The following is an 18,269-nucleotide window of genomic DNA, read 5'->3' as shown; positions in this document are numbered from 1 at the left end:
CCGGCGCTGTAGCGTGGACCGGCGATGAACACCCTCTTCGATCTCCCAGCGGACGGCCCGGCCAAGCCCCGGCACGCGGACCTGCTCGACGACCTGAACCCCGCACAGCGCGAGGCCGTGACCCACGCAGGCTCGCCGCTGCTGGTCGTCGCGGGCGCGGGCTCGGGCAAGACCCGGGTGCTGACCAGGCGGATCGCGTACCTGCTGGCCGAGCGGGACGTGCATCCCGGCCAGATCATGGCGATCACGTTCACCAACAAGGCGGCCGCGGAGATGCGGGAGCGGGTGAGCGACCTCGTCGGCCGCCGCGCCAACGCCATGTGGGTGTCGACGTTCCACTCCATGTGCGTGCGGATCCTGCGCCGTGAGGCCAAAACGCTGGAGATGTCGTCGAGTTTCTCCATCTATGACTCGGACGACACGAAGCGGCTCATCACGCTCGTCGCCCGTGATCTCGACATCGACCCGAAGAAGTACGCGGCGCGCACGCTGGCCGTGAACATCTCGAACCTCAAGAACGAGCTGATCGGCCCGGAGACCGCGGTCGCCGACGCGGGCAACGACCTCGAACGCCGGGTCGCCGAGGTCTACGTCGAGTACCAGCGTCGGCTGAACCAGGCCAACGCGTTCGACTTCGACGACCTCATCATGCGGACGGTCGAACTCCTGCAGACCTTCCCGGACGTCACCGAGTACTACCGGCGGCGGTTCCGGCACGTCCTGGTCGACGAGTACCAGGACACGAACCACGCGCAGTACACGCTGGTCCGCGAACTGGTCGGCACCGAGGACAACGAGGCCGGGATCGGGCCAGCCGAACTGTGCGTCGTCGGCGACGCGGACCAGTCGATCTACGCCTTCCGCGGGGCGACCATCCGCAACATCGAGGAATTCGAACGCGACTTCCCGAACGCGCGGACCGTTCTGCTGGAACAGAACTACCGCTCGACCCAGACGATCCTGAACGCGGCGAACGCGGTCATCGCGCGCAACCCCAACAGGCGCGCGAAGCGGCTGTGGACCGATTCCGGTGACGGCGAGAAGATCGTCGGCTACGTCGCGGACAACGAGCACGACGAAGCGGCGTTCGTCGCGGGCGAGATCGACGCGCTGGCGGACAAGGGCGAAGCGGACTACTCCGACGTCGCGGTCTTCTACCGCACCAACAACCAGTCGCGGGTCTTCGAAGAGATCTTCATCCGCCTCGGCCTTCCTTACAAGGTCGTCGGCGGCGTGCGGTTCTACGAACGGCGCGAGGTCCGCGACATGCTCGCGTACCTGCGGGTGCTGGCGAACCCCGAGGACACGGTCAGCCTGCGCCGCGTCCTCAACGTCCCCAAACGCGGCATCGGCGACCGCGCCGAAGCGGTCATCGCGACGTACGCCGAGCGGGAGCGGATCTCGTTCGCGCAGGCGCTGCGGGGTGCCGTCAACGGCGAGATCCCGCTGCTGAACCCGCGTTCGGCCAAGGCGATCACCGGTTTCGTCGAGTTGCTGGACGAACTCGGCGAGGTCGTCGAGAGCGGTGCCGAAGTCGCCGATGTCCTCGAAGCCGTCCTGGAGCGCACGGGCTACCGCGCGGAACTCGAGGAGTCCGACGACCCGCAGGACGCGTCGCGGGTGGAGAACCTGACGGAACTCGTCACCGTCGCGCGGGAGTTCACCGAATTCACCGCCGAGGTGGCCGGTCCGGACGGCGAACTCCCCGAAGCCGACCCTGGAGTGCCGGAGCCGGGCTCGCTGCCCGCGTTCCTGGAGCGAGTCTCACTGGTGGCGGACGCGGATTCGATCCCCGCGGCCGACGGCGGCGAAGACGGCGACAGTCACGACGCGGGCGTGGTCACGCTGATGACCGTGCACACCGCGAAGGGCCTCGAATACCCGGTCGTCTTCGGCACGGGCTGGGAAGACGGGATCTTCCCGCATATGCGCGCGCTCGGTGACCCGACCGAACTGGCCGAGGAACGCCGTCTCGCCTACGTCGCGATCACGCGGGCCAGGAAACGGCTGTACGTCTCCCGTTCGATGGTGCGCTCCGCCTGGGGCCAGCCGCAGATGAACCCGGCTTCGCGGTTCCTCGACGAACTCCCCGCCGAACTGGTCGATTGGCGCAGGCTGGCGCCTTCTTCCTCCTCCGGCGGATTCGGTTCCTCGGGAGGTTCGCCGCGGGCCGCGACGACGTGGGGAAGCCGCGGTGGCGGCTCGTCCTCTTCGTCGAGGGCGGCGAGCACGAGCCCGTTCGGCAAGGCATGGAAGGACACCGTCGCGCTCAAGCTCGACATCGGTGACAGGGTCAGCCACGACAAGTACGGGCTCGGGACTGTCGTCGCCTGTGACGGTGCCGGGCCGCGGGCCACGGCGACGATCGACTTCGGCGCGGCCGGCAAGGTCCGGCTGATGCTCATCGGCAGCGTCCCGATGGTCAAACTCTAGCCCCGACCTGCGGTTTCCCCGCCGCATCCGAAAACTGTCGGACCCTTCCCGTATACCTGTCCCATCGAACACGAGTTCGATGCGCTGGGGTATGCTGGGCAAGCCGGTGTACCCCGATCCAGGGGAGGGGCACACGGTGTGGACGGGGTCTTGTTTGGGGTTCTCTCGAGTGGGGTACTCGAGTACTTGCGGGGTGTTGAAAAAGGGGCGGGGCCGGATCGGGGTCCGGAACCGCCGGAAGTGCTCAGGCTGGTCGCGGCCTGGCGCGCGTTACTGCGGACGCACGAACCGGACGGGGCCGGACGGTGCGTCGTATGCGGGCACGCGCGGCGATGGCTGTTCGGGCCGCGGCCAGCCGGGTACCGAACTCTTTCACGGGGATTTCTCGCCGGTTGGCGGCCGATCGAACGGCGCCCGGCGGGCCTCTGCACGGTCTGGCAGATCGCCGTGGGGTACTTCATCCGGAAACTGCCCGACGGCGTCGCCTGAGGGCCTTGGGGGCCCAAAAAGCCACCTTCGCTCCGAGTCGGAGGGCCTACGTCGCTTCTCGTTGCCCTCAAAGGGGGAAGCGGAGGCCCTGAAGACACGTCAGAGCGTCGTCGCCCGGCGCACCCTTGTATCGGGCGGGATCACCGGTGAGGTGAAGAGGCCGTGCTGTGGTGAAAGGCCTTGGAGTGAAAGGCCGTGCGGTGAAGAGAAAGGCGAGGCTCGATCAGCCGACGTTGACGCCGCGGGCGGCGAGCCACGGGCGCGGGTCGATCTTCTTCGTTCCGTTCTGCCACACCTCGAAGTGCAGGTGCGGGCCGGTGCTCTGACCACGGTTGCCGACCTCGGCAATTTCCTCGCCGCACTTGACCTTCTGGCCTTCGCGGACGGAGAACGAGTTCATGTGGCCGTAGACGTGCACGGTGCCGTCGGAGAGCTGGACCTTGACCCAGAGGCCGAAACCGCTGGCCGGGCCCGCTTCGATGACAGTGCCGTCGGAGGCCGCGACGATCGGCGTGCCGATCGGGGCCGCGAGGTCGATGCCGAGGTGGCTCGTGCCCCACCGGGCACCGAAGCCCGAGGTGAAGGTGCCCTTGGCGGGCATGCAGGTCTTGGGGCGCTTGGCCTCTTCTTCGGCCTTGCGGGCCGCTTCGGTCTCACGCTTCACGCGAGCCTGGGTGATGCTGTTGTTGTCCGAGAGCTTCTGGGCCTCGGCGGAGGCGTTCGCCGACTGGCTGGTCGGCAGCAGCTCCGGCGCGCCACCGGCGGCTCCGCCACCGAGGGCGAACGAGGCGCTCGCGTCCTGGGTGCTGGCCAGCGGGGTGACAGCGGCGTCGGAAGAGTCCGAGATGGACTTCATGGTCTGCCCGGCGGCGGCGGCCGCGAAGGCGCCTGCAGCGACGGCTGCGACCACGACACGGCCACGAAGGGCCGAGGACGGGGGCGACAGGCGGTGCGAGCCCCGGACGCGAACGACCGCACCATCGAGTGCGTTCTCGAGCGCCGGGGAAGGAGCTTGGCCGCCGGGGGAGCGGTGTGAAGCCAAGACGGGGCCTTCCATGTTCGGGGAGTCGGATCAAGAGCCCGGGCGGGGGAACCCGGTGAACGACCTCGGGGGTGGTTCGTTCAGTGCTCTCATTCGTGATCTGACTGTAATGGGGACCCGGGAACAGTAACGAAGCGGCACCCCGATCAGCAAGATCTGGCGGAGCTCTCGGCCGATCGGGCGACGGCGATCTGGCCGTTATCCAGTGAGGATTACCCAAAGTTAGATCAGGTTTACTCTCGACCGTGTGATTTGCGTTACAAGATCAAGCGGCCGTTCGGGGGTACCGAAGGGTCGGAAAGGAGGCAAACGAGGGAAATAACCGGTTGCCCAGAGGTGTTGAAGGGGGCTTAGCCGCTTTCGGCCTCGTTTGAGGCCTGACTGAGCGCCAGCGAGACCTGTGGTGCCCTGCTGCCGGGCCCGGTCGTGCCCGGCTTGCTAGCGTCGCCGTCGATGACTTCGCGCTCACGGCACCCTGGTGGCGAATCCACCGGGCAGGCCGACCCCGGGACCGCGTCCGCCGAACTTCTCCGGAGCGAACCGGGCGCCCGCCCGCGAGCGCTCCTGCTCTCGGCGGGACTGGTGGTGGCCGGTGCGGTCGCGCTGACCGCCGGTGCGCTGATGACCGTCGTGCGGGGTGGCTCGCCCGGTTTCACCGCCGGGCCGTTGCTGGTCGTGCTGGCTTTGGCGCCCGCGGTGGCGGTGCTCTACGCGGTGATGACGGGACGGACCGGGCTCACGGCCGGGCTGGTGCTCGGGCTGACCGCGCTCGCGCCCGGACGGCTGCTGCTGGACCTGCAGCTGCTCGCGGACGGATCCCTCGCCGCGCGTCCGGAGCTGTTCCTCGCCGACAGGCTGCTCACCTTGCCTCCGGCGGGGCCGGGACTGTGGCCGCTGGTGGCGGGTCACCTGCTCACGCTCGCCGCCGGGGCGTTCGCCGCCGGGACAGCCCGCGACGAGGCGGAGCTGGCGGGCGAACTCGACGGACGGCGCCGCTGGCGGCTGCTCGGGCCCGTGTCCGGCGTGGCGGGCGGGATCGGCCTGCTGCTCGCCCCGCTCGGCTCGGGCAACGCGTACCTCCTGGCCAAGAACGCCTTCGAGGGTCCGACGGTCGCGATGGCCGGCTACCTGCTGCTCGCGGTGATGCTGCCGCTGGCCGTGCTGGTGGCGGTGAGTTCCCCCTCGGCCGAGGTCGGCAAGGGCGGGTTCGTCGGAGCGGGACTGGCGGCCCTCGCGGTCGGTGTGCCGCAGGTGGTCGCGGGGCTGGTCGTGGACCGGCTTTCGCTCGCGCCGGGTTCGGTGCTGGTCACCGTCGCGGGCTTGGCGCTGCTCGGGCTGGCCTTCACCCGGTTCGACGTCGCGGAAGCGGGCGAGGCGGTCACCGGCGACCTGGCCGGTGAAGCCAGGTTGCCCGGGTTGTTCTGGTGGCGGCTGGCCACCGGTGGACTGGCGCTGCTGGCCGCCGTGGCCGCGGGCGCGGGCGCGCTGACCCCGGTCTTGAAGGCCAACGGTCCGACGCCCGTCCCCGAGACGCCGGCGCGCTGGCTGCTGCTCGGCGCCGCCGTCGTGCTCGCCGTGCCCGCGCTGTTCGTCTTCGTGCCGCGGCTCTCGGGGTTCGCCAGGGGAGTCGTCGCGGCGACGTGGGCGGGTGTCGTGCTCGCGGCGGCGGCCGTGCTGAGCGCGGCCCTGTCGGTGACCGAAGACAAGTCGGTGGACCCGGCGTCGTTCGGCGTCGACCTTCCGCTGCCGTTGCCGGACAAGGTCGGCTTCTCGGCGGCCCAGGGCGTCACGTGGACGTTCGTCGCGCTCGCGCTGGCGGCCATGGCCGGGCTCGCCGCCGTGATCACCGGCGTCGTGGAACGCGACGTCGCCGCCGACTCCGATGACGCTGCCGACGCCACTGACACTGCCGAACTGGACGGGTCGCGGGCGAACGGCTCCGTGCTGACCCCGGTCGTCGCGGCGGCGGTGCTGGCGATCGCCGCCTTCGGCACGCCGGTGTTCACCGCGCCCGGCTACACCGCTCCGGGCCTGTGGTCTGGCTTCGGCGCGGCGTCGTGGGGCCTGCTCGGCGCGCTCGCGGTCGTTCTCGGCCTGTACGCGCTCGTCCCGCGGTCGCGGCCGGTCGCGGCCGTGTCCGCCTTGGCCGGTGCCGCGCTGGTGCTCGGCCTGCGCGCGGCGGAACTGCCGCTCGTCGGCTCGGAGTACGACGGCTCGTCGGCGGGGATCGGTTTCTGGCTCGCGCTGGCCGCCGCCGTCGTCTCCCTCGTCGCGGCCGGGATGGCCGTCGCGGGCTCACGGCGGACCGCGTGACACGTCGTCTCCTTCGTGTCGTGCTGGCCGAGTTCGGTGTAGAGGAAGGTTCGTCTGTCGCGCTCGGGAGAGCACTGCGCGACGACGGGGTCGAGGTCGTCTACGCCGGGCGTCTCGACACCGCCGAACAACTGGTCCGGACCGTCGAACAGGAGGATCCGGACATCCTCGGCATCGTGTGTGGCGAGAGCGAACCGGAAGGACTCGCCGAAACGCTCCCCGGCGTCCTTCTCTTCGCGGTCGGTAACGGCCCGAGCGGATTCGAGAACGCCTTCGAAAGCCTGGAAAAGGCCGCGAACTGGGTCTCCGGTGTGCGGTCTCACACCGTGGAAACACCGTCTGACCGCGTACGGTGACCGACTTCACCAGGTGCGGAGTCCCCTGCTTCTGCGCAGGTCGCTAACCTCGACTGGTCCGACAGCGCGGTCCGGCAACGGACCACCACAGTGGCGTGTCGTCAGGAGACTGGAGTAGTGGACCTCTACGAATACCAGGCGAGGGATCTCTTCGCCGCCCACGGAGTACCGGTTCTGCCGGGTGCCGTGGCAAACACCCCCGAAGAAGCCAAGGCGACCGCCGAGAAGATCGGCAACCAGGTCGTCATCAAGGCGCAGGTCAAGACCGGCGGCCGCGGCAAGGCCGGCGGCGTCAAGCTGGCCCAGACGCCCGACGAGGCCGCGGAGAAGGCCGAGGCGATCCTCGGTCTCGACATCAAGGGCCACATCACGCGTCGCGTGCTGGTGGCCGAAGCCTCGGACATCGCCGAGGAGTACTACTTCTCCTTCCTGCTGGACCGTGCGAACCGCACCTTCCTCGCGATGGCTTCGGCCGAAGGCGGCGTGGAGATCGAGCAGCTGGCCGTCGAGCGCCCCGAAGCGCTCGCGAAGATCCCGGTCGACGCGATCATCGGTGTCGACAAGGCGAAGGCCGTCGAGATCCTGACCGCGGGCAAGTTCCCGGAGAACGTGGTCGACGAGGCCGCAGACGTCGTCGTGAAGCTCTGGGAGACCTTCGTCTCCGAGGACGCGACGCTGGTCGAGGTCAACCCGCTGGTCCGTGACCCGCAGGACAAGATCATCGCCCTCGACGGCAAGGTCACCCTCGACGAGAACGCCTCGTTCCGTCAGCCGGGCCACGAAGCCCTGGTCGACAAGGACGCGGAGAACCCGCTCGAGGCGAAGGCCAAGGCCAAGGACCTCAACTACGTCAAGCTCGACGGCGAGGTCGGCATCATCGGCAACGGCGCGGGTCTCGTGATGTCCACGCTGGACGTCGTGGCCTACGCGGGCGAGAAGCACGGCGGCGTCAAGCCCGCCAACTTCCTCGACATCGGCGGCGGCGCTTCGGCCGAGGTCATGGCGGCCGGTCTGGACGTCATCCTCAACGACACCGACGTGAAGAGCGTCTTCGTCAACGTCTTCGGTGGCATCACCGCTTGCGACGCGGTCGCGAACGGCATCGTCGAGGCGCTGAAGATCCTGGGTGACGAGGCCACCAAGCCGCTCGTCGTGCGGCTGGACGGCAACAACGTCGTCGAGGGTCGCCAGATCCTCGCCGACGCGAACCACCCGCTGGTCACCGTGGTGGACACAATGGACAACGCGGCCGACAAGGCCGCCGAGCTCGCCGCGGCAGGTGCGTGAGATGTCGATCTTCATCAACGAGAACAGCAAGGTCATCGTGCAGGGGCTCACCGGCTCCGAGGGCATGAAGCACGCGACCAAGATGCTGAAGTCCGGCACGAACATCGTGGGTGGCGTCAACGCCCGCAAGGCGGGCCAGACCGTCTCCGTCGAGGGCAAGGACCTCACCGTGTTCGGCACGGTCGAGGAGGCCATCAAGGAGACCGGCGCCGACGTTTCGGTCATCTTCGTGCCGCCGAAGTTCGCCAAGGACGCGGTCATCGAGGCGATCGACGCCGGGATCCCGCTCGCCGTGGTGATCACCGAAGGCATCCCGGTGCACGACTCGGCCTACTTCTGGGCGCACGCTGTCGCGACCGGCAACAAGACCCGCATCATCGGGCCGAACTGCCCCGGCGTGATCAGCCCCGGCAAGTCGAACGCGGGCATCATCCCGGCCGACATCACCGACGCCGGCCCGATCGGTCTCGTGTCGAAGTCCGGCACGCTGACCTATCAGATGATGTACGAGCTGCGTGACATCGGTTTTTCGACCGGTGTCGGCATCGGCGGCGACCCGATCATCGGGACCACGCACATCGACGCCCTCGAGGCGTTCGAGGCTGACCCCGAGACCAAGGTCATCGTGATGATCGGCGAGATCGGTGGCGACGCCGAAGAGCGGGCCGCGGCCTACATCAAGGACAACGTGACGAAGCCGGTCGTCGGCTACGTCGCGGGCTTCACCGCGCCCGAGGGCAAGACCATGGGCCACGCGGGCGCCATCGTCTCCGGCTCCTCCGGCACGGCCGCCGCCAAGAAGGAGGCCCTCGAGGCCGCCGGCGTCAAGGTCGGGAAGACCCCGAGCGAGACCGCCGTCCTGGCGCGTGAGCTGTACAACAGCCTCTGATCCTTCGGAGACTGAGCTTTCCCCGGCGGGCCGGGCACCACACCGGTGCCCGGCCCGCCTGCTTCCACCACCGGATCGCGTTTAGCCCGCTAAACGCGATCCGCCTCGACCTGCGTTTAGCGGGCTAATCGCGATCCCGCGGGCGGAGCGACTTTCGCGGGCTGATCGCGATCCGGCCGGTCGCGTCGCGTTTAGCGGGCTAAACGCGACGCGGGGCTTCGCCAGGGGTTCCGTGGGGAACCTGATCGGGTGTACAGACGTCTCAGAGCCCGAGGCATGGGGTGCCCGCGTGTGCGCTAGCGTTCGAGCATCACAGCCGCCTCGTTTGTCCCGGGAGTCCCGCGCGCCCCCGGGGTGCCGGTCGAACGACAGGAGAGCATTCGGATGTCCTATCCCAGCGGTGGGCCCGGCTACCCCCAGCAGGGTGGCGGCCAGCAACCCCCTCAGTCCCACCCCGGCTCGGGAGCCTTTCCCCAGCAGCAGGCGCCGTCGCCGGCGGCCCCGCTGAACCTGGCGCTGCTGCTCGCGCTCGCCGTCGCCGTCCTCGGCCTGGTGCAGTTCTTCATCGGTTTCTCCGACGAGGCCGACGCCGCCGGGCAGGTCTCGGTCTTCCTCCTGGTCAGCGCCCTGCTCGCGGCATTGCACGCGCTGCCGCGCGGCCCGAAGACGCTGCCGTTCGCGGCGCTGTTCAGCGTCCTCGGCGCTTTCGGCGCACTGGACCTGATCATCGGCTACGGGAGCGGCCGTTCGGAGGTCTCGGTCCCCGGCATCCTCACCGTGGTGCTGATCCTCGGCATCCTGCAGATGCTGGTCGCGGTCGCGGCGCTGCTGTTCGAGCACGACGTCATCAAGCTGCCCGCCGCGAAGCCGCAGCAGCAGGCACCGCAGGCCCCTTACAGCCAGCAGTTCCCGCAGCAGGGCCCGCAGGGTCCGTTCGGCCAGCAGGGTCAGCAGGGCCCGGCCGCCACCCAGGTCCAGCCGTTCCCCGGCGCGGGCCAGCAGGGGCAGCAGGGTGAGCCGTCCGCGCCGTTCGCGCAGCCGGGCGGGTTCCAGCCGCCGGTCACGCAGCCGCCGGGCCAGCAGGCCACGACGTACGCGCCGCAGCAGGGCCAGTTCTTCCAGCAGCCGCCGTCGTCCTCGCCGGAGCCGGGCCAGAACCCGGGTACGCCGCCGGGCGGTTTCGGCCAGCAGAGCTGATCTTCCGGACGTAGAACACCCGCTGTGACTCTCCGTGTCACAGCGGGTGTTTTTGTTTTCCGGGTTACCCGACCGGGTGGGTTGGGCCATGTGGGCCGTCCGGCGGCGGCGTGCCTCACCCGGACGGACCAGTCCGGATGTCATGGTGCGGATCATGAAGCTGCTCACCCGCGACGAACGCCCGCCGGGCGAAGAGCCGGTGAGCGACCTCGTCCCCGAGCCGGAGGTGTCCAGGGCGAAGCGGGTTCGTGTGTTGCTCGCGGCGGCCTGCGCGCCCCTGCTCTTCTCCTACACCGCCGTCGCGCTCGTACTCGCGGTGGTCGCGTTCACCGCCGACCGCGTCCGGTTCTCCGCCACCGGAACCCTGCTAGCCGCCGGGCCGGGCTGGCTCGCCTCGTGGCAGGTGGAACTCGAACTCGGCGGTCATCCGCTCGGCGTGCTGCCGCTGTTGCCGACGCTCGTCGTCGCGTGGCTCGTGGCGAGGTCTGCTGCGCGGGCCGCCCGCCGGCTCGGTGGCGGGACCCCTGCGGACGCCATCCCGGTGGTGACGGTGACAGCCGGGGCGCACGCGCTGTTCGGCGTGCTCATCGCCCTGCTGACCGGCGGATCGCCGATCGCGGTGAGCTCGCTGACGGCCTTCTGCATACCAGGACTTCTCGCCGGACTCGCCGCCATCGCGGGCACCGCCAAGGTCTGCGGACTGCCCGCCGTGGTGCGCGACCGGTTCGACCCGGTGGCCGTCCACGGCCTGCGGGCGGGGGCGCTCGGCCTCGCCGGGATGCTCGCCTGTGGCGCGGTGGTGTTCACCGCGGCCACCGCGTTTTCGTGGTCCACTGTGGACAGTTTGTTCGAGCCCGGCTTCGGCACGAGCTTCGGCATGTTCGTGCTCTCCGTGGCCTACGTGCCGAACGCGGTCGTCGCCGCGCTGTCCTTCATCACGGGGCCGGGCTTCTCGGTCGGTTCGCTGACCGTCGGCATGTTCGGCTACCAGGAAGGGCGGCTGCCGGGGGTGCCGGTGCTGGCGGGGATCCCGTCGCACCACGCGGTGTGGTGGCCGGTGCTGCTGCTCCTGCCGGTGCTGGTCGGTGTGCTGGTCGGCTGGCGGATCCGCACGATCGACGAGGATCCGATGCCGCGGATCCGGGCGGTCGCCGTCGCGGGCGCGCTCGTCGCGTTCGGCTGCGTCATCCTCGGGACCCTCTCCGGCGGCAGGCTCGGCGACGGGCCGTTCGACCCGGTCAGCGTGCCGGTCGGGGTCGCGTCGGTGATCGCCTTCTGCTGGATCGTCATCCCCGGCGGGTTCGTCGCGTTCTTCGCCGGAGCGCACGAGCCTCCCGAACCGCCGGGTGATCCCGACGCCGAAGTCATCACGGATGACGTCGCGGAAGCCGAGGCCGACGAAGACACCGAAGACACCGGCGAGCCCGAAGAGGACGAAGCGGCGGAGAAGGCGGATGAGCCCGAAGCCGGGCTTGACGAGGAATTCGACGACGAGGCCGAGGCGGAACTAATCCTCGAACTCGGTGAGGAACTCGACGAGACCCCGGCGGAAACAGAGCCGGAAACCGAGCCCGAGCAGGATGTCGCTGTGACCGAGTCCACCGACGGGTCCGGCGACGAAAGCGCGCCCGGCGGCGACCGTTAGGGTTGTCGCGACCAGGTGAAGCGCCGTACGCCCGAGTGCGTACCGCCGTGGCAAGGAGCCCGTTCTGGCTAGTCGGTTGGACCTGCCCACTCCGGTGAAGCTCGTCGTCCTCGCGTCCGGTTCCGGCACGCTGTTGCAAGCCGTGCTCGACGCCGTCGAAAAGCCGAACTTCCCGGCGAAAGTGGTCGCCGTCGGCGCGGACCGCACCGGGATCGAAGCGCTCACGCGGGCCGAACGCGCCGACGTGCCGTCGTTCACCGTGCGGATGGCCGACCACCCGGATCGCGCGGCGTGGGACAAGGCGATCACCGAAGCCGTCGCCGCCTACCGGCCGGACCTGGTCGTCTCGGCGGGGTTCATGAAGATCCTCGGCGCCGAATTCCTCGCGCGGTTCCCCGGCCGCGTGATCAACACGCATCCGGCGTTGCTGCCGTCGTTCCCCGGCGCGCACGCCGTGGCCGACGCGCTGGCGATGGCGGTCAAGGTCACCGGGTCGACGGTCCATTTCGTCGACGCCGGAGTCGACACCGGGCCGATCATCGCGCAGGAGCCGGTGATCGTGGAGTCCGACGACGACGAACACGTCCTGCACGAGCGGATCAAGGCCGTGGAACGCAGGCTCCTGGTGGAAACGATCGAAAAACTCGGCCGGAGCGGGTGCGCGGTCGAGGGACGAAAGGTGAGGTTTTCGTGACTACCGCACAGGGACAGCGTCCCGTCCGGCGCGCGCTGATCGGCGTCTCCGACAAGGCCGGTCTGCTCGAACTCGCCACCGGGCTGCACGCGGCGGGTGTCGAGATCGTGTCGACCGGTGGCACGGCGAAGGTCATCGCGAACGCCGGGGTACCGGTGACGCCGGTCGAAGAGGTCACCGGGTTCCCCGAGTCCCTCGACGGCCGGGTCAAGACGCTGCACCCGCGGGTGCACGCGGGCCTGCTCGCCGACCGTGACCGCCCGGAGCACGTCGAGCAGCTCAAGCAGCTGGACATCGCGCCGTTCGACCTGCTCGTGGTCAACCTGTACCCGTTCACGCAGACCGTCGCCTCGGGCGCGAGCCCGGAAGACTGCGTCGAGAACATCGACATCGGCGGTCCGGCGATGGTGCGTGCCGCGGCGAAGAACCACAACAGCGTCGCCGTCGTGGTCGACCCCTCCCGCTACGAATGGGTGCTTGAGCGCGTCGCCGCCGGTGGCTTCGAGCTGACCGACCGCAAGCGGCTCGCCGCGCAGGCCTACGCGCACACAGCGGCGTACGACACCGCCGTCGCCGCGTGGTTCGCCAACGTCTACGCGCCCGCGGACGACTCGGGCTTCCCGGACTTCACCGGCGCTTCGTGGGAGCGCGGCGACGTGCTGCGCTACGGCGAGAACCCGCACCAGAAGGCCGCGCTGTACAAGCACTGGCGGCCGGGCCTCGCGCACGCGGAACAGCTGCACGGCAAGGCCATGTCGTACAACAACTACGTCGACACCGACGCCGCGCGCCGCGCCGCCTACGACTTCGACGCCCCGGCCGTCGCGATCATCAAGCACGCCAACCCGTGCGGGATCGCGGTCGGCGTGGACATCGCCGAGGCGCACCGGAAGGCGCACGCGTGCGACCCGGTTTCGGCCTACGGCGGGGTGATCGCGACCAACCGGCCGGTGAGCCGCGAGGCCGCCGAGCAGATCTCCGAAGTGTTCACCGAGGTCGTCCTGGCGCCGGACTTCGACGCCGAGGCGCTGGAGATCCTGCAGCGCAAGAAGAACGTGCGGCTGCTGAAGCTGCCCGCGATCACGTCGCCGGATCCGATCGAGTTCCGGCCGATCTCCGGCGGCATGCTGGTGCAGACCGTCGACACGATCGCCGCCGAGGGCGACGACCCGGCGAACTGGACACTGGCGACCGGCGCGGCCGCCGACGAGCGGACGCTGGCCGACCTCCAGTTCGCGTGGCGTTCGCTGCGCGCGGTGAAGTCGAACGCGATCCTGCTGGCGAACGACGGCGCGACCGTCGGCGTCGGCATGGGCCAGGTCAACCGGGTCGACTCCTCGCGGCTCGCGGTCTCGCGGGCGGGCGACCGGGCGAAGGGGTCCGTCGCCGCTTCGGACGCCTTCTTCCCGTTCCCGGACGGGCTCGAGGTCCTGCTGGAGGCCGGTGTCCGCGCCGTCGTCCAGCCGGGTGGGTCGATCCGCGACGCCGAGGTCATCGCCGCCGCCGAGGCCGCCGGGGTCACCCTGTACCTCACCGGCACGCGCCACTTCGCCCACTAGCCCCGACCTGCGTTTAGCCCGCTAATCGCGATCTGGGGGCGGACCTGCGTTTAGCGGGCTAAACGCGATCTGGGGGCGGACCTGCGTTTAGCGGGCTAAACGCGATCCGGGGTGCCCGCGGGCCGGACTGTGGGCGTTCCCGGTGCCCGGCTCCGGTCGCCGTGCCATGCTGGCGGCGGATCGCGTTTAGCGGGCTAAACGCGACGCGGTCGCTGACGTGCGTTTAGCCCCCTAATCGCGACGCGCGAGCGTCCGTGAGGATCGGTAGGAGGATCGGTGCACCAGCCGCCGCAGGGGTACGGCCAGGGACCGGGTCACGGCCCGCCACCTGGGCCGGGAGGCCAACCCGGTTACGGGCAGCAGCCGGGTTACGGACAGCCTCAGCAAGGCGGACCGGGTTACGGACCGCCTCAGGCCGGTGGGCCGGGTTACGGACCGCCGCCCGGATACGGACAGCAGCCTGGGTACGGTCCGCCTCCTGGCTACGGGCAGCCGCCCAAGAAGAAAAAGACCGGGCTGATCGTCGGCCTGATCGTGGGCGGCGTGGTGCTGCTCGGGCTGGGCATCCCCGGCGGCATCTTCGCGTCGGAGTACTACTCGTCGGTCGGCAAGGCGCCGGTCTCCGAGCAGCCGCCCAACGAGTGCAAGGTCGCCCCGGAGGTCCTGAACAAGACGCTCATGACCAGCTTCCAGGGCGCCCGCGAGAACGAGATCAAGGCGCTGGACATCGTCACCAAGCAGTACGGCTGCTCCTGGCTGGCGCCGGAGGGCGACAACGTCCACGACCGGTCCCTCCAGGTCATGGTCTACCGCCACGAGGGACCGGACGCCGAGAAGCGCGCGGCGGAGTCGTCCACCGGGTCGGCCGCGCCGTCCGAGCGCCAGCAGCAGGTGCAGGGCATCGGGCAGAAGGCCGTTCTCGTCTCTCTCGACACCGACAGCGCCTTCAGCGGTGCCGAACTGCGCTTCACCCAGGGCGTGTACGTCGCCATCGTCACCTACAAGGGCTGGGACAAGGGATTCTTCGCGAACTCGCCGATCCCGCCGGCGGAGTCCGCCGAAGCGGCGAAGTCCGTCGGCGCCGAGATCGCGAAGAGCCTGCCCCGCTAGGCGTAGAGGCCGTTCAGCCAGGCCGTCCACGCCTTCTCGGCCTTGACCGCGTCGGCGTCTTCGGCGAACAGGTGGTGTCCGATGCCGACAGGCCAGCCCCAGACGTTCCGGCCGTAGAAGCGGTACAGCGCGTCTTCGGTCCGGATGCCGATGAAGGCCGACGTCAGGTAGTCGACGACGCCTTCGACGGTGCCGACGCCCGGTACTTCGAAGCGCACCTGGTCGCCCGCGACCGTCGCGCCGATCGCCGTCCGCACGACCTCGAACGCCTCCGGAGCCTTCGATGCTTCGGGCGCGTCGGTCTTGAAGTACTTCACCTCGCGCCGGTTGAAGTGCGTTAGGTACTCGCCCAGTGAGTGGTAGTAGAACGCCGTGTGCCGCTTGCACGCGTCGTACTCGACGTCGAAATCGTCGAGGACCGTGGTGTGCTCGTAGCGCAGGTACGTGCCGCCGTCCTTCGGTTCGAGGACGTACTCGAGCGTGTTGAACCAGCCGTTCTCGTCTTCCGCGTAGGTGACGAAGCGCTGTGACGGCTTCCAGACGGTCACCATGCCGCCGTTGGGGGTGAGGCCGGACTCGGCGCCGCCGTCGCGCGGTTCGTACCGGATCGGCCAGAGCCAGCCGCCGCTGCCCGTGGTGATCGCGGCCCAGGTGTCGGCGGGTGTGGTGGGCAGGAAGCCCTCGAAGCGGACTTCGGATTCCTTAGCCATGATGCTCCCTCTCTCGTGTGCCTTCACAAGGGCGACGCCTGGCCAGGGCCCGTTTCGACAAACAGATCGCGTTTAGCCCGCTAAAGGCGAAGTGACGCAGGTCACAATTTGGAGTGTCGAAGTGCGGGGAGCGGCGGCGTCCCTGGGGTGTCCGCGAAGGAAGTGACCCGAGGAGATCGACATGCAGCAGAGCACGATCGACGAGATCCTGAACCGCCCGTTCAGCCAGGAGCTCCTGGCCCGCGACCTGGCCCGGCTGGCCTACACCGCGCTCGACGGCACGCCGCGGTCGATCCCGATCGGCATCCACTGGAACGGCAGGGAGATCGTCATGTGCACCGCGACGAACGCGCCGAAGCTGGCGTCGTTGCGCCGCAACCCCGCCGTCGCCCTGACCATCGACACCGAATCGCACCCGCCGAAGATCCTGCTCCTCCGCGGCACCGCCGAGCTGGACTACGTCGACGGCATCCCCGACGAGTACCTGCAGTGGAACGGCACCTACGAGATGGCGCCCGAGCAGCGGATCGAGTGGGAGAAGAACGTACGGTCGCTCTACGACGGCATGGTCCGCATCGTGGTGACCCCGACCTGGGTCAAACTCATCGACTTCGAGACCACCCTGCCCACCGCCGTCGAAGAGCTCTTGCGCCGGCAGGCCGAGCGTCAGAGCGCCTGAAAGGAACTGTCATGACACTCAAGAAGCTCGAACACGTCGGCGTCGTCGTCCACGATCTCGAAGCGGCCAAGGCGTTCTTCATCGAACTCGGTCTCGTTCTGGAGGGTGAGGCGTCACTCAAGGGCGACACGGTCGATCGCCTCACCGGGCTCGACGAGGTCCGGACCGACATCGCCATGATGCGGACGCCGGACGGCCACGGCGGGCTGGAGCTGATCAAGTACCAGGCCCCGAGCCGGGACGGTCATTCCCGCGTGCCGATGAACACGCCCGGCATCCGCCACTTCGTGTTCTCGGTGGAGGGCATCGAGGAGGTCCTGGAGCGCCTGCGGTCGCACGGTGCCGAACTCGTCGGCGAACTGGTGCAGTACGAGGACAGTTACCGGCTCTGCTACGTCCGCGGTCCGGAAGGGATCACCATCGAGCTGGCCGAGGAGCTCGTACGCCGGGAAGCGTAGCCGAGAAGCCGCGTCTCGACGGATTCCCGCGAAGCCTTGTCCTGCCAGCATTTCCGTCATGACGTTGACAGGAATCCTGGCGGCCGCGCTGATCGTCACCGGTGCGCCCGCCCTCGCCACGGACGACGTCCGTGTCCACACCGGAGTGATCGATGGCGCTCGATACCGGGTCGAGGTGCCGTCGAACTGGAACGGCGAGCTCCTGCTGTACAACCACGGGATCTACCCGCCGGGCTACGTTCCCGAAGAGATCGAACTCGCCAACCGGCGGGAGGCGAAGCCCGTCCTCCTCGGCGAGGGGTACGCGCTGGCCGCGTCTCTCTACAGCAAGCCGAGCGGCTTCTCGTCCGGCGAAGCCGTGCACGACCAGACGGCGCTGCTGTCCTGGTTCGACCGCAACGTCGGCCGCCCGGCACAGGTACTCACCTGGGGAGCTTCCGGCGGCGGCCTCAACGCGGTCCTGCTGTCCGAACGGCTCCCGCACCGGATCGACGGCGCGCTGGCGCTGTGCGGGCCCGTCGCGGGCGGCTCCGCGTTGTTCGGTCAGGCGCTGGACCTGGGGTTCGCGGTCCGGACACTGCTCGCGCCCGAGTTGGAGGTCGTCCGTATCACCGACCCGACGGCGAACCTCGCGAAAGCCCATCAGGTGATCGCGAAAGCGCTGGAATCACCCGACGGACGGGCGCGACTCGCCCTCGCCAACGCGTTCGCCGACGTCCCCGGCTGGTCGACGGCGCATCACCCTCGCCCCACCGACATCGCCGAGCAGATCCGTCAGCAGGCGAAGTTCGTCCAGGCGGTCTACGACCAGCTTTCCTGGGGCACCCACCGGGCCGATCTGGAGACGCGGGCCGGCGGGAACCCGACCGGGAACATCGGAGTGGACTACCGCGGTTTGCTCGCCCGGTCGAGTGAACGTGACCTCGTGAAACAGGCGTACCGTGACGCAGGCTTGGACCTCGGCGCCGATCTCGCCAAGCTCGCGGCCGCGCCCCGTGTCGCGGCCGACACCTCCGCCGCCCGATGGCTCGCCCGCACCGGGACGCCGACCGGACGCGGTCACCAGCCTGTCGTCACACTCCACCCGATCGGTGACGGCGTCGCTCCCGAACACGAGCGGACCTATGGCGACCGCGTCGATCCCGGCCGGATCCGGCAGCTGTACGTGAACCGGGGCGGGCACTGCCAGCACACCGCTGCGGAGGAACTGACGGCGTTGCGCGTGCTGCGGGATCGCGTCGAAACCGGCCGCTGGCCGTCGACATCGCCGGAGCGGCTGAACGCCGAGGCGAACCGGTTCGGCCCGGAGTACCACTTCCTTTACGACTGGCTGCACGGTGAGCCGGGCACCACCGCGCCCGCTTTCCGGCGGTATCACCCGGCCCCGCTGCCGCGCGTGGCTTGACCC

Annotated in this window: 16 protein-coding genes; 14 read left to right on the top strand and 2 right to left on the bottom strand. The window is 69.5% G+C overall.

Annotation, left to right across the window (positions count from 1 at the left end):
• Positions 1-24 precede the first annotated feature (24 nt).
• Positions 25-2,433 carry a DNA helicase PcrA gene (gene pcrA / locus ACZ6YV_RS10535; protein ID WP_465509377.1) on the top strand — a complete coding sequence of 803 codons (2,409 nt, stop codon included), beginning with the start codon at positions 25-27 and terminating at the stop codon, positions 2,431-2,433.
• A 240-nt stretch (positions 2,434-2,673) separates the two neighbouring features.
• Positions 2,674-2,922, top strand: coding sequence for a hypothetical protein (locus ACZ6YV_RS10530; RefSeq protein WP_465509376.1), 249 nt, complete (start codon positions 2,674-2,676; stop codon positions 2,920-2,922).
• Between the two features lie 223 nt (positions 2,923-3,145).
• Here ACZ6YV_RS10530 and ACZ6YV_RS10525 read toward each other — a convergent pair whose 3' ends face one another.
• Positions 3,146-3,832 carry a M23 family metallopeptidase gene (locus tag ACZ6YV_RS10525; protein ID WP_465509375.1) on the bottom strand — a complete coding sequence of 229 codons (687 nt, stop codon included), beginning with the start codon at positions 3,830-3,832 and terminating at the stop codon, positions 3,146-3,148.
• A 585-nt stretch (positions 3,833-4,417) separates the two neighbouring features.
• On the opposite strand from ACZ6YV_RS10525, the gene ACZ6YV_RS10520 reads away from it, so the two are divergent.
• The 9 genes from ACZ6YV_RS10520 to ACZ6YV_RS10480 all read left to right on the top strand — a co-directional run bounded on the left by ACZ6YV_RS10520 (position 4,418) and on the right by ACZ6YV_RS10480 (position 15,014).
• Positions 4,418-6,277, top strand: coding sequence for a hypothetical protein (locus tag ACZ6YV_RS10520; RefSeq protein WP_465509374.1), 1,860 nt, complete (start codon positions 4,418-4,420; stop codon positions 6,275-6,277).
• Positions 6,274-6,633 carry a hypothetical protein gene (locus ACZ6YV_RS10515; protein ID WP_465509373.1) on the top strand — a complete coding sequence of 120 codons (360 nt, stop codon included), beginning with the start codon at positions 6,274-6,276 and terminating at the stop codon, positions 6,631-6,633. Before ACZ6YV_RS10520 ends, ACZ6YV_RS10515 begins: the two co-directional genes overlap by 4 nt.
• 117 nt (positions 6,634-6,750) lie before the next feature.
• Complete coding sequence (sucC, locus tag ACZ6YV_RS10510) at positions 6,751-7,920, top strand: ADP-forming succinate--CoA ligase subunit beta (protein ID WP_005165132.1); 1,170 nt, start codon at positions 6,751-6,753, stop codon at positions 7,918-7,920.
• Between the two features lies 1 nt (position 7,921).
• Positions 7,922-8,809: a succinate--CoA ligase subunit alpha gene (gene sucD / locus ACZ6YV_RS10505; RefSeq protein ID WP_378238705.1), complete on the top strand. Its 888-nt coding sequence runs from the start codon at positions 7,922-7,924 to the stop codon at positions 8,807-8,809.
• A 384-nt stretch (positions 8,810-9,193) separates the two neighbouring features.
• Entirely contained in the window at positions 9,194-10,006 is an 813-nt protein-coding gene (locus ACZ6YV_RS10500) for a DUF5336 domain-containing protein (RefSeq protein WP_465509372.1), read from the top strand.
• A gap of 142 nt (positions 10,007-10,148) precedes the next feature.
• On the top strand, positions 10,149-11,651 hold the full coding sequence (locus ACZ6YV_RS10495; protein ID WP_465509371.1) for a cell division protein PerM: 1,503 nt from the start codon (positions 10,149-10,151) through the stop codon (positions 11,649-11,651).
• Between the two features lie 76 nt (positions 11,652-11,727).
• Positions 11,728-12,345, top strand: a complete 618-nt coding sequence (gene purN, locus ACZ6YV_RS10490; protein WP_465509370.1) for a phosphoribosylglycinamide formyltransferase — start codon at positions 11,728-11,730, stop codon at positions 12,343-12,345.
• Positions 12,342-13,904, top strand: coding sequence for a bifunctional phosphoribosylaminoimidazolecarboxamide formyltransferase/IMP cyclohydrolase (gene purH / locus ACZ6YV_RS10485; protein WP_465509369.1), 1,563 nt, complete (start codon positions 12,342-12,344; stop codon positions 13,902-13,904). The genes purN and purH overlap by 4 nt, the downstream gene beginning before the upstream one ends.
• A gap of 276 nt (positions 13,905-14,180) precedes the next feature.
• Positions 14,181-15,014, top strand: a complete 834-nt coding sequence (locus ACZ6YV_RS10480; protein WP_465509368.1) for a hypothetical protein — start codon at positions 14,181-14,183, stop codon at positions 15,012-15,014.
• On the opposite strand, the gene ACZ6YV_RS10475 is transcribed toward ACZ6YV_RS10480, so the two are convergent.
• Positions 15,011-15,724, bottom strand: a complete 714-nt coding sequence (locus tag ACZ6YV_RS10475) for an SRPBCC family protein (RefSeq protein WP_465509367.1) — start codon at positions 15,722-15,724, stop codon at positions 15,011-15,013. The genes ACZ6YV_RS10480 and ACZ6YV_RS10475 overlap by 4 nt on opposite strands.
• A gap of 181 nt (positions 15,725-15,905) precedes the next feature.
• Between ACZ6YV_RS10475 and ACZ6YV_RS10470 the strand changes: the two genes are divergently transcribed.
• From ACZ6YV_RS10470 to ACZ6YV_RS10460, 3 genes are read left to right on the top strand one after another with little or no spacing between them, the layout of a single operon-like run.
• Complete coding sequence (locus ACZ6YV_RS10470) at positions 15,906-16,403, top strand: pyridoxamine 5'-phosphate oxidase family protein (protein WP_378238712.1); 498 nt, start codon at positions 15,906-15,908, stop codon at positions 16,401-16,403.
• An 11-nt stretch (positions 16,404-16,414) separates the two neighbouring features.
• The gene (locus ACZ6YV_RS10465; RefSeq protein ID WP_465509366.1) at positions 16,415-16,861 is read left to right on the top strand and encodes a VOC family protein; all 447 of its coding nucleotides are present in this window, start codon (positions 16,415-16,417) and stop codon (positions 16,859-16,861) included.
• A 58-nt stretch (positions 16,862-16,919) separates the two neighbouring features.
• Positions 16,920-18,266: a hypothetical protein gene (locus tag ACZ6YV_RS10460; RefSeq protein WP_465509365.1), complete on the top strand. Its 1,347-nt coding sequence runs from the start codon at positions 16,920-16,922 to the stop codon at positions 18,264-18,266.
• The last annotated feature ends 3 nt before the right edge of the window (positions 18,267-18,269 follow it).

The sequence above is a fragment of the Amycolatopsis sp. NPDC102522 genome, from assembly GCF_055584485.1.
The sequence above is the reverse complement of the archived record's forward strand: the minus strand, read 5'-3'. Positions and strand labels throughout refer to the sequence as shown.